Genomic DNA, 12209 nt, shown 5'->3' with positions numbered 1-12209 from the left:
AAGATCCGACGCACCACCGAAAGGAACCCCCATGCGTCTGCCCGCACGGCGAATCGCGACCCCCGCGCTCTGCGCCACGCTGCTGCTCGGGGTCACCGGGCCCGCGGCCATGGCCGCCGACAGCGCCTCCGCCCCGGAGCGCGTCCACGCGGCGTCCCGGGCTCCCGTCCCCGACGCGGACGCACTGCTCGGCCAGGTCCAGGGCCTCGGTCACCTCGGGGGCGTGCTCACCCCGGTCGCCGACCTGCTGACGGCCGTACTCAAGGCGGACGGCGGGCAGTTGGCGCCCTCCGACGCGGCCAAGCTCAGCACCTCGGTGCAGGACGCCATCGACCAGGCCACGGCCGCACCGGAGACGACCGCGCCCGGCACCACCGGCCCGAGCAGCCCCCTGCCGCAGGCCAGCACGCTGCCCGCCCCCGTCGAGGACCGCGCCGAGCTGCCGGAAAGGCTGCCGGAAGGGCTGGTCGCCGACGCGCTGCAGACCCTGGAGAAGGCCACCGGCGGTCTGCTCAAGGCAGTCACCTCGGGCGACACCGCCCAGGTCACCCCGGCCGTCGACGCGGTCGTCAAGGGCCTCGTCAACACCGTCGCCGCCACCCTGGTCGGCAGCGAGCTGCCCGCGCCCGACCTGGCCGGCCTGTCCTCCCTGCCGAAGGCCCCCTGAAGCCCCCGTCCCGTCCCCGCGCGCGTCGTGCCGGTCCCGTCGGACCGGCACGACTTTCTGGTTCAGCGACTCATATGAGGTTCTGGCGACGGGGTTTCCGCTCCCCACAGGCCTCGTTAGGCACGGCGTCGGAAATTCCCCCTACACGGTGACCCGAGTCGCCCAGGAAAGGCCCACGATGAAGTCCCTGAAGGCCGCCGCCGTCGTTGCCGGTTCCCTCGCCGTCGTCGCAGGCGCCGCTCCCGCACACGCCGACTACGACCCCGCGCACGTCACCCCCACCAGCCTCAACGGCGCCGTCAACAGCCTCACCCGCGAGCCCATCGACCCGATGCCGCTCAAGCACCAGTCGAACGCCCTCGACACCGAGAACGAGGACTCAGTGCTCAGCACTGTCAAGAAGGCGACGGCCAAGCTGAACTCCCAGGGCGGTCTGCTCGGCGGTCTCCCGCTGTCCAAGTGACCCCGTCCGCCCCCGCAGCGGCGGCCGGTCCGTCGTATTACTGCGGCAGTCGGGGGAATTGTGCGCTGGTGCGGTTCCCCGGCTCGTTACTCGGTACGCACGCTGAGCCCCGACACGCGAAAGGGACCGTACCCCTGATGAAGTCGACCACCCGAGGAACCCTCGCCGCAGTGATCACGTGTGTGGCGGCCGCGGCCGGCGCCGCCACCGCGACCCCCGCCGCCGCGGTCGGCACGGTCCCCGTCCCCGTGCCGCTCGGCGGCGCCGAGAAGGCCCTCAACGTGGAACTGCCCGAAGCCACCGGCCAGCTCCCCGTGCCCGTGCCCGGCTCGCCCGACGGGCCGCGCTACGTCGAGGGCCGGCTCATCCCCGAGCGGGCGATCCCGCAGCTCCCGGTGCACGGCGGACTGCCCGGCGCCGACCTGCGCGCCCCCCTGCCGCACGTCCTCGGCGCCGGCTTCGACCACGTCGGTGTCGACGCCCCCGCCTCCGACCTGCGCACCCTGGCTCCCGGCCTGTCCGTCGACGCCCCGCTCAGCTCGCCCAACGCGGACGGCTTCGGCCTGCCCCAGGCCAAGCTTCCGCAGGCGGGCGTGCTGACCCCGCTGGTGCAGACGGTCCCGACCGCGGACCTGGGCGTCGGTCCCGGCCTGTAGGCCGCCGGGCGGTGACGGGAGTTCTCGTGTGGCCCCCGCGGCGGTGACCGCGGGGGCCTTCGGGCTGTTACCGCTACGACAGCCCGAGCGGAATGAGGAGCACAGCATGGTCGTAGGGGTCGGCGGAGTACCGGTGGGCGCGCAGGCGGGACCGGCGCCCGAGGGCGACGGGCGGCGGACGCGGCGGGGCCTGATGCGCGGCCTCGTGGCCGCGGCACTCGGCGCCGCGGCCGTCCCGGTCGTCGCGGTCGCCCGGTCCGGGGAGCCGGGGGAGTCCGGCGGCAAGAACCCGGACGTGCTCGCCGGGGACGGCATGTTCGAGGAGGTCTACCGGGGCCGCCGCATCCGGGGCGTGCCGGTGCCGTCCCCGCAGCAGGACGTCGGGGACGTGGAGTGGCACGTCACGGTGGACGGCCGCCCGCTGCACCTGATGCGCCGCGCCGACGGCAGCTGGCTCAGCATGGTCGACCACTACCGCTCCTACCCCACCCCCCTGGCGGCGACCCGCGCCGCCGTCGACGAACTCGGCCCCGGGCGCCACCTGCGCGACCTGCCCGGCCACGGACCCGGCCGGCACCAGGAGGGGGGCGGCCCGCATGGTGTACACGCGTAAGGACGTCAGCACGCTCACGGCCGGCGAGAAGCGCCGGTTCGTGAAGGCGATGCTGGAGGTGAAACGGCGGGGCGAGTACGACGAGTTCGTCCGCACGCACATCGAGTACTACACCGCCGACGGCGAGGACGGACTGCGCACCGCCCACATGGCGCCCTCGTTCCTGCCCTGGCACCGGCGGTTCCTGCTGGACCTGGAACGGGCCCTGCGCAAGGTCGACGCGTCCGTGTCGGTGCCCTACTGGGACTGGACGCGCGACCGCTCGCCCACGTCCACGCCCTGGACCGCCGACCTCCTCGGCGGCGACGGGCGGCGCTCCGACCGCCAGGTGACGACCGGGCCGTTCGCCTACGCGGAGGGCAACTGGACCCTCAAGGAGGGCGTCACGGACGAGGAGTTCCTCACCCGCGACCTCGGCCGCGCCCGGGACCCGATCCAGCTGCCGACCAGGAGCGAACTGGAATGGGCCCTGAAGGACCCGCTCTACGACGCCTCACCCTGGGACTCGACGGCCGGCAAGGGCTTCCGCAACAAGCTGGAGGGCTGGGGCACCGGGCGGGGCAGCGCCTCCTGGCACAACCACAACCGGGTGCACCGCTGGGTCGGCGGGGCCATGGTCGGCGGCGCCTCCGTGAACGACCCGGTCTTCTGGATGCACCACGCCTTCATCGACCTGGTGTGGTCCCGCTGGCAGAAGCGGCACCGCGAGCACCGCTACCTGCCGGCGAAGCCGCCCGGGCCGAGCAGCGCGCAGTACCGGCGGGTCGTGGCACGGCACGAGAAGCTGCCGCCGTGGGACGTGACGCCGGAGCAACTGGAGGACCACGGGAGGATCTACCGCTACGCGTGAGGCGGGACCCGCGCGAAGAGCCCCGGCACTGAAGGTGCCGGGGCTCTCCGCGTGTGCACGGGGGTGCGTACGGCTCAGCGGCCGTACCCGTTCCCGCCGTGGTGACCCTTGTGGTCGTCCTTGTTCTCGCACTCGTTGCCGAATGCGGGGTTCAGCAGGCCGATGATGTTCACCGTGTTGCCGCACAGGTTGATCGGGACGTGGACCGGGACCTGCAGGACGTTGCCCGACAGGACGCCCGGCGACCCGACGGCCGTGCCCTGGGCACCCGCGTCGGCCAGGGCCATGCCGGCCCCGCTGACCACCACGGCACCCGTGCCCAGCGCGACACCGGCTGCCTTCGCGATGCGAGACATCACGTTCTCCTTCTGACTCGGTGAGCCGGCGGCAGGTGGAGCCGCCGTGCTCACCGTTCAACGCGCCCGCTCACCACGGGTCACGGCGATCATGGCCGGATCACCCGTCCTGAAGGCACGTCAGGGCAGCAGTCGTACCGGTGAGCCGTCGAGGAACGCCCGGATGTCCTCGACGGCCTGGCCGTAGTAGGTCGCGTAGTTGGCGCGCGAGACGTACCCGAGATGGGGCGTGGCGAGCAGGCGCGGGGCGGTGCGCATGGGGTGGCCGGCGGGCAGCGGCTCGACGTCGAAGACGTCCACGCCGGCGCCCGCGATCCGGCCGGCGCGCAGGGCGTCGAGCAGCGCGTCCTGGTCGACGATCGCCGAGCGGGAGGTGTTGACCAGGTAGGCGGTCGGCTTGAGCAGGGCGAGTTCGGCGGGGCCCAGCAGGCCGCGGGTGCGGTCGCTCAGCGCGAGGTGGACCGACACGAAGTCGCTGTCGGCGAGCAGCCGCTCCTTGGAGGGAGCGAGTTCCACGCCCACCTCCTCGGCCCGCTCCGGCGTGAGGTTCTGGCTCCAGGCACCGACTCGCATGCCGAAGGCGAGACCCACCCGGGCGACCCGGCTGCCGATCTTCCCCAGGCCGAGGAGCCCCAGCCGGCGGCCGTGCAGGTCGGCGCCCACCGTGCTCTGCCAGGGGCCGCCCGAGCGCAGGGCGTTGTTCTCCTCGACGATGCCGCGGGCGAGGCCGAGCAGCAGCGCCCAGGTCAGCTCGACCGGCGGGGTGGAGGAACTGGCCGTGCCGCACACCGTGACGCCGTGCGCCTCAGCGGCCGCGTAGTCGATGACGGAGTTGCGCATGCCGGAGGCGACGAGCAGTCTCAGCCGGGGCAGCCGGGCGATCAGCGAGCCCGGGAACGGCACGCGCTCGCGCAGGGTGACGACGATGTCGAAGCCGGCCAGGGCGTCGGCGAGGGCGTCCTCGCCGTCGAGGTGCCGGTCGAAGGAGACGACCTCCACGTCGTCCGCGACCACCGACCAGTCGGCGACCTCGGTCGCCACCTTCTGGAAGTCGTCCAGCACAGCACAGCGCAGCCGCACGGCGAGCCCCTTTCACGGGCTGGGGTCCGGGTGTTCCGGGGGTTCGGGTGTCCGGGGATCCGGGGTTCGGGGATCCATGATCGCGCGCGGGTGGGGGTGCGGGAAGACCGAGACGCTCTACTTGCCCGGGCGTTCACGTCTCCCGGGGTGCCGCTCAGCCTGCCGGTGCCAGGTCCTCCAGCGCGGTGTCGTCGGCGGTGTCTTCGGACGGCGGGGCCTTGACGGTCACCGGCTGGTTGACCTCGAGGAAGGTGACGGTCATGTCGAGAGGGTCGCCGTCGGTGAAAGCGAGCGGGTCGCCCTCGTTACCGCCTCGCGTGGCGTAGGTATCGCCCCGAAGGCGGAACTGTTTGGTGCGGTTGTCGTTGTCGATCCACAGGTCCATGGTGAGCGTGCCGTCGAGGCGCAGAGCCATGAACTGATCAAAGCTCGCGATCTGCCGCTCGCGAGTCGCCCTGTCGGCGGCAGCGTCACGGGCGGCCCTCAAGCCGCTGCTGGTGACCGTTCCTCTGTAGTGGGTGGTGTGCGTGCCGTTGATCGTCTCGGTTCCTGTTTTCCGCAGGTCCTTCGAGCCGGTCAGCAGCGTGGACTGTACGGCTGGATTCACTTCCAGCTGGGTGGGCAGTACGCGGTAGGAGTTGTTGTCGATCGCTTCGCGGCCCCATGCGGCCCGGTCGGCTCTGATCCACCTCTTGCCGTCCAGCTTCTCTGAGTCGATCGGACTCACGCCGACATACATCACCTCGTCGAGGAACCGGACCTCCAGCCGGCGGTCTTCGCCTTGGCCGGTCGTGGTCATCCGCATACTCATGGCCGGCGGTTCCGTGCTCATGGAGGCCTCGGCCGCGAGACGCCCTGCCGCCGGCACGGTCCCGGTGATCCGGTAGCGGAGCGATGCGATGTCCTCGGAGTTCCTCGCTGCTTTCGCCACGGCCGCCGCGGGAGTCACCGGTGGCCGGTCCTCGTTCGCGGAATCACCCACGGTGCCCTTGCCGCAGGCGACCGCTCCACCGGCGAGCAGCGTGACGGCGCACGCCACGCTCGTCACTCTTCGCGGTACCGCAGCGCGCGCCGAAAACTTCATGATCCCCCCGAAGGCAGCTGTCCGATCCATGCCAAGACCGGGAGCGTATCCCCAATGGCACGTCCGGTGATCCGGTGGGTGCTCGTGAGGCGTGTGCGGGCTGCCGCAGCAAAAAGCCCTCCCCAAGGGGAGGGCGGAGACTTGCGCCCCCGGCAGGACTCGAACCTGCGGCCAAGCGCTTAGAAGGCGCCTGCTCTATCCACTGAGCTACGGGGGCCGGGTGTGGTGGCCTCTGTCTGGGTGCCCGGGTGTGGGCCGATCCGTGACGTTGCCGGGGACAAGGATAGGGCTCCCGCGTCCTTGTCCCTGTTGCTTCGCCTCCGTGGCTCGATGTGGAGGTTCGGTGAAGCGGTCCTGATAATCGCAGGCAGGTACGAATCGTGCATCGCTTTTGGCGTCTGGCGCATCGGGTGTTGTGCACTCGTTATGCCTCGCCTGTGCCTGTGTCCCAGTCGTCCCCTCTGCCCCTTCTGTTCCGTCGGCGCGCAGACATGCTCATATGCTTCAGAATTCCCCTAAAATTGGGCATTCTTCACATGTGGTGACCTTGGACGTACGGCCTCAGCTGCTCGACGCACTCTCCGCCCTGCGCGACCGTGTCGCCGCCGCACGCTTCCCGCTGCCCCTGGCGGGGGCCCCACGCGCGCGTGCCAACCGCGACGAACTCCTCGCGCAGCTCGACGACTACTTGGTGCCCCGGCTGAAGGACCCCGAAGCGCCACTTCTGGCCGTCGTCGGCGGCTCCACCGGGGCGGGCAAGTCCACCCTGGTGAACTCCCTCGTGGGGCGGCGCGTCAGCGAGGCGGGCGTGCTGCGGCCGACGACCCGGACCCCCGTGCTGGTCTGCCATCCGGAGGACCACCACTGGTTCAGCGGGATGCGGGTGCTGCCCGACCTCACCCGCGTGTGGGTGCCGCAGCAGGACGCCACGGACGACCTGCTGCTCCCCGGCGAGAACCCCGCGCGCGTGCTCCGCGTCGAGACCGCCGAGACCCTGCCCCCCGGGCTCGCCCTGCTCGACGCCCCCGATATCGACTCCCTGGTCGCCGACAACCGCACCCTGGCCGCCGAACTCATCTGCGCCGCCGACATCTGGGTGATGGTCACCACCGCCGCCCGCTACGCCGACGCCGTCCCCTGGCACATGCTGCGCACCGCCAAGGAGTACGACGTCACCCTCGTGACCGTGCTCGACCGGGTGCCCCACCAGGTGGTCAACGAGGTGTCACGGCAGTACGGCGCCCTGCTCACCAAGGCGGGGCTCGGCGAGGTGCCGCGCTTCACCGTGCCCGAACTGCCCGAGTCCGCCTGGGGCGGCGGGCTGTTGCCGGCCACCGCCGTCGCCCACCTGCGCAACTGGCTCGTCCACCAGGCCCAGGACCCCGCGGCCCGGCAGCAGGTCCTCGCCCGTACGGCCTACGGCGTCCTGGATTCCCTGAAGTCCCGGATGCCCGAGCTGGCCGGCGCCGCCGCCGCCCAGTACGCCGCCGCCCTGCGCCTCACCTCGGCCGTCGAGGGGGCGTACGACAGCGAGCACGCGCGCGTGCGGGGCCGGTTGCAGTCGGGGGCCGTGCTCGCCGGGGACGCGCTCAAGCGGTGGCGCGCCTTCCCCCTGGACTGCACCGCCGCCGAACTCCTCGACGCGCTCGTGGAGAGCCTGAGCGCGCTGCTGCTGTGCGCCGTCACCGCCGCCGACGAGCGGGTGGACGACGCCTGGCGGCGGGAACCGGCCTCGGCCGCACCCGAACTCGCCGGGCGCGAACCCGCGGCGGACAGCGCCGAGCACCGGATCGGGCTCGCCGTCCGGCGCTGGCGGCGCGAGCTGGAGGAACACGCCGAGGACGAGGTGCGCGAACTGGACCGCGCCGTCGCGCCCGACCCCGAGCTGGTCGCCGCCCTGGTCGCCACCTCCCTGCTCGGCGGCCGCCGGGGCCGGATGGCGGGGGAGGGGCTGGCCGAACGGATCGGCGCCCACGGCGCACTGCGGCTGCGGGACCGGGCCGGGCGGCTGCTCACCGAGCACGTCGACCGGGTCCTGCACGCCGAACGCGAGCGCCGGCTCGCCCCCCTCGACGCCCTCGGCGTGCACCCCGAGCCACAGGCCGAACTCATCGCCGCGCTGTCCGTACTGCAGAAGGAGAGGTGACCGGTGACCGCCGTCACTGACCAGGACCCCACCGAGCACGCCGATCAGCCGGACGACGGGGCGAACCGGGCACGCGCCGCCGGAAAACCGTCCCCGGGCACCTCGCAGGGCGAGCGCGCCGCCCGTACGGGCTCCCCGGAGTCCTGGGACGACGGGCTCATCGCGCGCCGGGTCACCGAGACCACCGACGGGACTGCCGGAACCGCGTTCCCCGTGCGCGACAGCCGCTCCGCCGCCCCGGCGACCGTGACCCCGCTCGTCTACGACGGACCGCTGCGCTCCCGGCTGGAGGCCCTGCGCGAACTCGTGGGCCTGTCCCGCACCCGGCTCGACAGCCGCACCCTGTCCGAGGCGGGCCGGGTGCTCGACGAGGCGACCGCCCGCCGCAGGCTCTCCGGGCAGCACACCGTCGTCGCCATCGCGGGCGCCACCGGCAGCGGCAAGTCGCAGCTGTTCAACGCGCTCGCCGGGGTGGCCATCTCGGAGACCGGGGTACGCCGCCCCACCACCGCGGCGCCCATCGCGTGCAGTTGGAGCGACGGGGCCGCGAGCCTCATCGAACGGCTCGGCATCCCGCCCCGGCTGCGCCGCCGTCCCCTGCCCAGCGGGGACGGCGAGTCGCCGCTGCGCGGACTCGTCCTGGTCGACCTGCCCGACCACGACTCCGCGGCCGTACAGCACCGCGAGCACGTCGACCGCATCCTGGCACTCGTCGACGCGGTCATCTGGGTCGTCGACCCGGAGAAGTACGCCGACGCCCTGCTCCACGAACGCTATCTGCGGCCGATGGCGGCCCACGCCGAGGTCATGTTCGTCGTCCTCAACCAGATCGACCGGCTGCCCGGAGAGGCCGCCGAGCAGGTCCTCGACGACCTGCGGCGGCTCCTCGACGAGGACGGCATCGCCCTCGGGGAGTACGGGGAGCCCGGTACGACCGTCCTCGCGCTGTCCGCCCTCACCGGCGACGGCGTCGGGGAACTGCGGGAGGCGCTCGGCCAGTTCGTCTCCGAGCGCGGCGCGCCGGCCCGGCGCATCTCGGCCGACGTCGACATCGCCGCAGCCCGGCTGTGGCCCGTCTACGCCACCCGGCGGCGGACGGGCCTCAGCGAACAGGCACGGGAGGAGTTCGCCGACCGGCTCGCGGACGCGGTCGGGGCGACGGCGGCGGGCGAGGCGGCCGAACGCGCCTGGCTGCGCAACGCCAACCGCGCCTGCGGCACGCCCTGGCTGCGGCTGTGGCGCTGGTACCAGGACCGTGGCGAACCCGCGACCGGCCGCATCCCCGCCCGCGCGCAGGCCGACGAGGAGGCCACCGCACGGCAGCGCGTCGAACAGGCCGTGCGCACGGTGGCCGACCGTGCCTCGGCCGGGCTGCCCGCGCCCTGGGCCCAGGCGGTGCGCGAGGCCGCCGCCCGTGGCGCGCAGGGACTGCCCGAGGCGCTGGACGAGCTGTCCGTGCGCGCGGGGGTGCCGGCCGGGCGGCCGCCGCGGCCGGGGTGGTGGCCGGTGGCCGTGCTGTCCCAGGCGTCCATGACCATCCTGCAGTTCCTCGGCGGGCTGTGGCTGCTGGGGCAGATCATCGGGTTCATGGCGCCGAACCTGGGTGTGCCGGTGCTGCTGATGGTCATCGGCATCGTCGGCGGTCCGCTCATCGAGTGGAGCTGCCGGATGGCGGCCCGCGGCCCGGGCCGGCGCTACGGCCTGGAGGCGGAACGGCGGCTGCGCGAGGCGGCGGCCGGGTGCGGAAGGGCGCGGGTGCTGGATCCGGTGGCGGCGGAGCTGCTGCGGTACCGGGAGGTGCGGGAGCAGTACGGGAGGGTGGTGGGGGCCTGAGGGCCCGAGGACCCGAGGGCCCCCAGGGCCCGGCGGACACCTTCGTCTCCCTCTTCGGCTGCTCGGCGTCACCCGTGGCGGTGACGGAGTTGTCCACAGCCTGAGGACGGTCCACAGCGCTCAGCGGGCCCCGGCCCGGCGGCGGCAGTCTGGCAGACACAGCCGTACGGGGCGGGCCCGTACGCGTGTCGGCCCGGTGCCGAGTCCGGGCGAGGGAGGGCTACGCGATGAACGAGACGATGGTGTGCGCGGTCGGCAGGGTGGCGACGCAGCCGGTGTACCGGGAGATGGCGTCCGGCCCGTCCGCGAGGTTCCGCCTGGCGGTCACCGCCCGCTACTGGGACCGCGAGAAGAGCACCTGGACCGACGGGCACACCAACTTCTTCACGGTGTGGGCCAACCGGCAACTCGCCACGAACACGGCGGCGTCCCTGACGGTCGGGGAACCCGTGATCGTCCAGGGCAGGCTCAAGGTGCGCACGGATGTGCGCGAGGGGCAGAGCTGGACCTCGGCCGACATCGACGCGATCGCGATCGGGCACGACCTGGCCTGGGGCACCTCCGCCTTCCGGCGCGGTGGCAAGCAGGAGACCACGGCCCCGCCGTCGCAGCCGGAGCCCAACTGGGAAACCACACCGGACGGTTCGAGCAGCACGCCGGCAGGCTCCACCCAACAGGGCGTAGAGCCGCATGCCTTGACGTGACGTCAATCACCGGCCGCCTGCCCGAACTGCGGCTTATCGGCGAGAGCGCCCCGAACGACCAGGGCCGATGCGGCCATCAGCCCTGCTCACAAGGGATCTTGGCGATAACGATTACGAGTCGGAATACTCATCGGACGGTCTGACCGGCGGGCGGGCTCCGCCGCCTCCCTAGGATGCCGGAATGGCTCTCGAGGCTCTTGGGGCCAGGGAGGCTTCTGAATCTGCTGGTGGGACCGTCCCCCCACGTCACGGGTCCTGCTCGAAGGAGATGTGGTGTTTGCTTCGTTGTCGGCGGTGTTCGCACGCAGGCGAGGGGCGGCCCGCTTCGCCGTCACGACGCTGGCGACCGGGCTCGTCACCGCGAGTGCGCTGGCGGGTGCCGGCCGGGCGGCCGCCGACGAGACGACGCGGAGCCAGGCGCTGAGTCGGACGGGAAGCCAGGCGGGAGGTCAGGCGGGAGGCCGGGCTGAGGGCCAGGGCGGAGCGGCCGCGACGATAGCCGGGCTCAAGACCTACGGCACCGCCGTCATACACGGCGCCGCCGGCGAACAGCAGGTGTCGGCCGGCCTGTTCGAGATGTCCGTCGAGGGCGGCGGCATGCTGCAGACGTACTGCGTCGACCTCCACAACCCCACGCAGCGGGACGCCAAGTACCACGAGACGCCCTGGAGCGGCACGTCCCTGGGCGTCAACAAGGACGCCGGCAAGATCCGCTGGATCCTGCAGAACTCCTACCCGCAGGTCAACGACCTCGCGGCGCTCGCCCGCAAGGCGGGGGTCCGCGGCGCGCTGACCGAGCAGGACGCGGCGGCCGGTACGCAGGTCGCGATCTGGCGCTACTCGGACGACGTGGCCGTCGACGCGCTCGACCCGCAGGCCGAACAGCTCGCGGACTACCTGCAGAAGAGCGCCCGCGCCCTGGCCGAGCCCCGGGCCTCGCTCACCCTCGACCCGCCGGCGGTCTCCGGCCGGCCGGGCGAGCGGATCGGCCCGGTGACGGTGCGCACCACCGCGGGGGGCGTGACGCTCACCCCGCCCACGGACGCCGCGACGACCGGGGTGCGCATCGTCGACCGGCGCGGCGAGGAGGTCACCTCGGCGTCCGACGGCGGGCAGGTGTTCTTCGAGGTGCCCGAGGACGCGCCGGCCGGCTCGGCGGCGCTGACCGCTCAGGCCTCGACGACCGTGCCGGTCGGCCGTGCCTTCGCCTCCGAGAGCCGCAGCCAGACGCAGATCCTGGCCGGTTCCAGCGAGTCCACGGTGTCGGCGACGGCCGGAGCCGCCTGGGCGGCGGAAGGCCCCCTCCCGGCCCTGTCGGCGGCGAAGAACTGCGCCGAGGGCGGCGTCGACGTCATCGCCTCGAACAAGGGGGACGAGCCGTTCACGTTCGACCTGGTCGGGCTGGAGCACACGATCGCCCCGGGCGAGACCAGGACGATCACGGTGCCCCTCGGGGAGGACCAGGCCTACGACTTCACCGTCCACGGCCCGGGCGGCTTCACCCAGCGCTTCACCGGCATGCTCGACTGCCGGACCCAGGCCGCCGAGCCGGCCACCAGCACCCAGACCCTGACCGAACCGAGCCCGGCCGCGCTGGGCTCCGCCGCGGACACCAACCTCGCCGAAACCGGCAGCTCGGGGCTGACGCCCCTGATCGGCGGCATGGCCGTCGTCCTGGTGCTGATCGGCGGGGCGACGCTGATCGTGCTGCGGCGCAGGGAGACGCCGGCCGGAGACTGACCGGGCCCTCGCGAGGT

Annotated in this window: 12 protein-coding genes and 1 tRNA gene; 9 read left to right on the top strand and 4 right to left on the bottom strand. The window is 73.0% G+C overall.

Going from position 1 to position 12209, the window contains the following annotated elements; translation table 11 throughout:
- The first annotated feature begins 31 nt into the window (after positions 1 to 31).
- From ACF07N_RS13080 to ACF07N_RS13060, 5 genes are all read left to right on the top strand, one after another.
- A complete protein-coding gene (locus tag ACF07N_RS13080) occupies positions 32 to 667 on the top strand; it encodes a hypothetical protein (protein ID WP_383328032.1) in 636 nt (211 codons plus the stop codon).
- A 178-nt stretch (positions 668 to 845) separates the two neighbouring features.
- The gene (locus tag ACF07N_RS13075; RefSeq protein ID WP_383328029.1) at positions 846 to 1130 is read left to right on the top strand and encodes a hypothetical protein; all 285 of its coding nucleotides are present in this window, start codon (positions 846 to 848) and stop codon (positions 1128 to 1130) included.
- Positions 1131 to 1267: 137 nt separating this feature from the next.
- Positions 1268 to 1786 (top strand): hypothetical protein, encoded by a 519-nt coding sequence (locus ACF07N_RS13070; RefSeq protein ID WP_365744618.1) that lies wholly within the window; start codon positions 1268 to 1270, stop codon positions 1784 to 1786.
- Positions 1787 to 1892: 106 nt separating this feature from the next.
- The gene (locus ACF07N_RS13065) at positions 1893 to 2399 is read left to right on the top strand and encodes a tyrosinase family oxidase copper chaperone (protein ID WP_392111733.1); all 507 of its coding nucleotides are present in this window, start codon (positions 1893 to 1895) and stop codon (positions 2397 to 2399) included.
- Positions 2383 to 3249: a tyrosinase family protein gene (locus ACF07N_RS13060; RefSeq protein WP_392111730.1), complete on the top strand. Its 867-nt coding sequence runs from the start codon at positions 2383 to 2385 to the stop codon at positions 3247 to 3249. Before ACF07N_RS13065 ends, ACF07N_RS13060 begins: the two co-directional genes overlap by 17 nt.
- 74 nt (positions 3250 to 3323) lie before the next feature.
- On the opposite strand, the gene ACF07N_RS13055 is transcribed toward ACF07N_RS13060, so the two are convergent.
- The 4 genes from ACF07N_RS13055 to ACF07N_RS13040 form a co-directional block, all read right to left on the bottom strand.
- Positions 3324 to 3605, bottom strand: coding sequence for a chaplin (locus ACF07N_RS13055; protein WP_392111728.1), 282 nt, complete (start codon positions 3603 to 3605; stop codon positions 3324 to 3326).
- A gap of 120 nt (positions 3606 to 3725) precedes the next feature.
- Positions 3726 to 4685 carry a D-2-hydroxyacid dehydrogenase family protein gene (locus ACF07N_RS13050; RefSeq protein ID WP_392111725.1) on the bottom strand — a complete coding sequence of 320 codons (960 nt, stop codon included), beginning with the start codon at positions 4683 to 4685 and terminating at the stop codon, positions 3726 to 3728.
- A gap of 154 nt (positions 4686 to 4839) precedes the next feature.
- Positions 4840 to 5769 (bottom strand): hypothetical protein, encoded by a 930-nt coding sequence (locus tag ACF07N_RS13045; RefSeq protein WP_392112409.1) that lies wholly within the window; start codon positions 5767 to 5769, stop codon positions 4840 to 4842.
- Positions 5770 to 5913: 144 nt separating this feature from the next.
- Positions 5914 to 5986 (bottom strand) — tRNA-Arg (locus tag ACF07N_RS13040).
- A 321-nt stretch (positions 5987 to 6307) separates the two neighbouring features.
- Between ACF07N_RS13040 and ACF07N_RS13035 the strand changes: the two genes are divergently transcribed.
- The 4 genes from ACF07N_RS13035 (at position 6308) to ACF07N_RS13020 (ending at position 12192) form a co-directional block, all read left to right on the top strand.
- On the top strand, positions 6308 to 7915 hold the full coding sequence (locus tag ACF07N_RS13035; RefSeq protein WP_392111722.1) for a dynamin family protein: 1608 nt from the start codon (positions 6308 to 6310) through the stop codon (positions 7913 to 7915).
- A 3-nt stretch (positions 7916 to 7918) separates the two neighbouring features.
- Entirely contained in the window at positions 7919 to 9748 is a 1830-nt protein-coding gene (locus tag ACF07N_RS13030; RefSeq protein WP_392111719.1) for a GTP-binding protein, read from the top strand.
- Positions 9749 to 9975: 227 nt separating this feature from the next.
- Positions 9976 to 10452, top strand: coding sequence for a single-stranded DNA-binding protein (locus tag ACF07N_RS13025; RefSeq protein ID WP_392111716.1), 477 nt, complete (start codon positions 9976 to 9978; stop codon positions 10450 to 10452).
- A 273-nt stretch (positions 10453 to 10725) separates the two neighbouring features.
- The gene (locus ACF07N_RS13020) at positions 10726 to 12192 is read left to right on the top strand and encodes a Cys-Gln thioester bond-forming surface protein (protein ID WP_392111713.1); all 1467 of its coding nucleotides are present in this window, start codon (positions 10726 to 10728) and stop codon (positions 12190 to 12192) included.
- The last annotated feature ends 17 nt before the right edge of the window (positions 12193 to 12209 follow it).

Origin of the sequence: Streptomyces sp. NPDC015242 (assembly GCF_043079125.1) — a bacterium.
Lineage (GTDB): Bacteria > Actinomycetota > Actinomycetes > Streptomycetales > Streptomycetaceae > Streptomyces.
The sequence above is the reverse complement of the archived record's forward strand: the minus strand, read 5'-3'. Positions and strand labels throughout refer to the sequence as shown.

Excerpts from the sequence above, each read along its gene's own strand:
- ACF07N_RS13065 (WP_392111733.1), top strand. The coding sequence starts at position 1,893 with ATGGTCGTAGGGGTCGGCGGAGTACCGGTGGGCGCGCAGGCGGGACCG.
- ACF07N_RS13060 (WP_392111730.1), top strand. The coding sequence starts at position 2,383 with ATGGTGTACACGCGTAAGGACGTCAGCACGCTCACGGCCGGCGAGAAG.
- ACF07N_RS13080 (WP_383328032.1), top strand. The coding sequence starts at position 32 with ATGCGTCTGCCCGCACGGCGAATCGCGACCCCCGCGCTCTGCGCCACG.
- ACF07N_RS13070 (WP_365744618.1), top strand. The coding sequence starts at position 1,268 with ATGAAGTCGACCACCCGAGGAACCCTCGCCGCAGTGATCACGTGTGTG.
- ACF07N_RS13055 (WP_392111728.1), bottom strand. The coding sequence starts at position 3,605 with ATGTCTCGCATCGCGAAGGCAGCCGGTGTCGCGCTGGGCACGGGTGCC.
- ACF07N_RS13075 (WP_383328029.1), top strand. The coding sequence starts at position 846 with ATGAAGTCCCTGAAGGCCGCCGCCGTCGTTGCCGGTTCCCTCGCCGTC.
- ACF07N_RS13025 (WP_392111716.1), top strand. The coding sequence starts at position 9,976 with ATGAACGAGACGATGGTGTGCGCGGTCGGCAGGGTGGCGACGCAGCCG.
- ACF07N_RS13045 (WP_392112409.1), bottom strand. The coding sequence starts at position 5,769 with ATGAAGTTTTCGGCGCGCGCTGCGGTACCGCGAAGAGTGACGAGCGTG.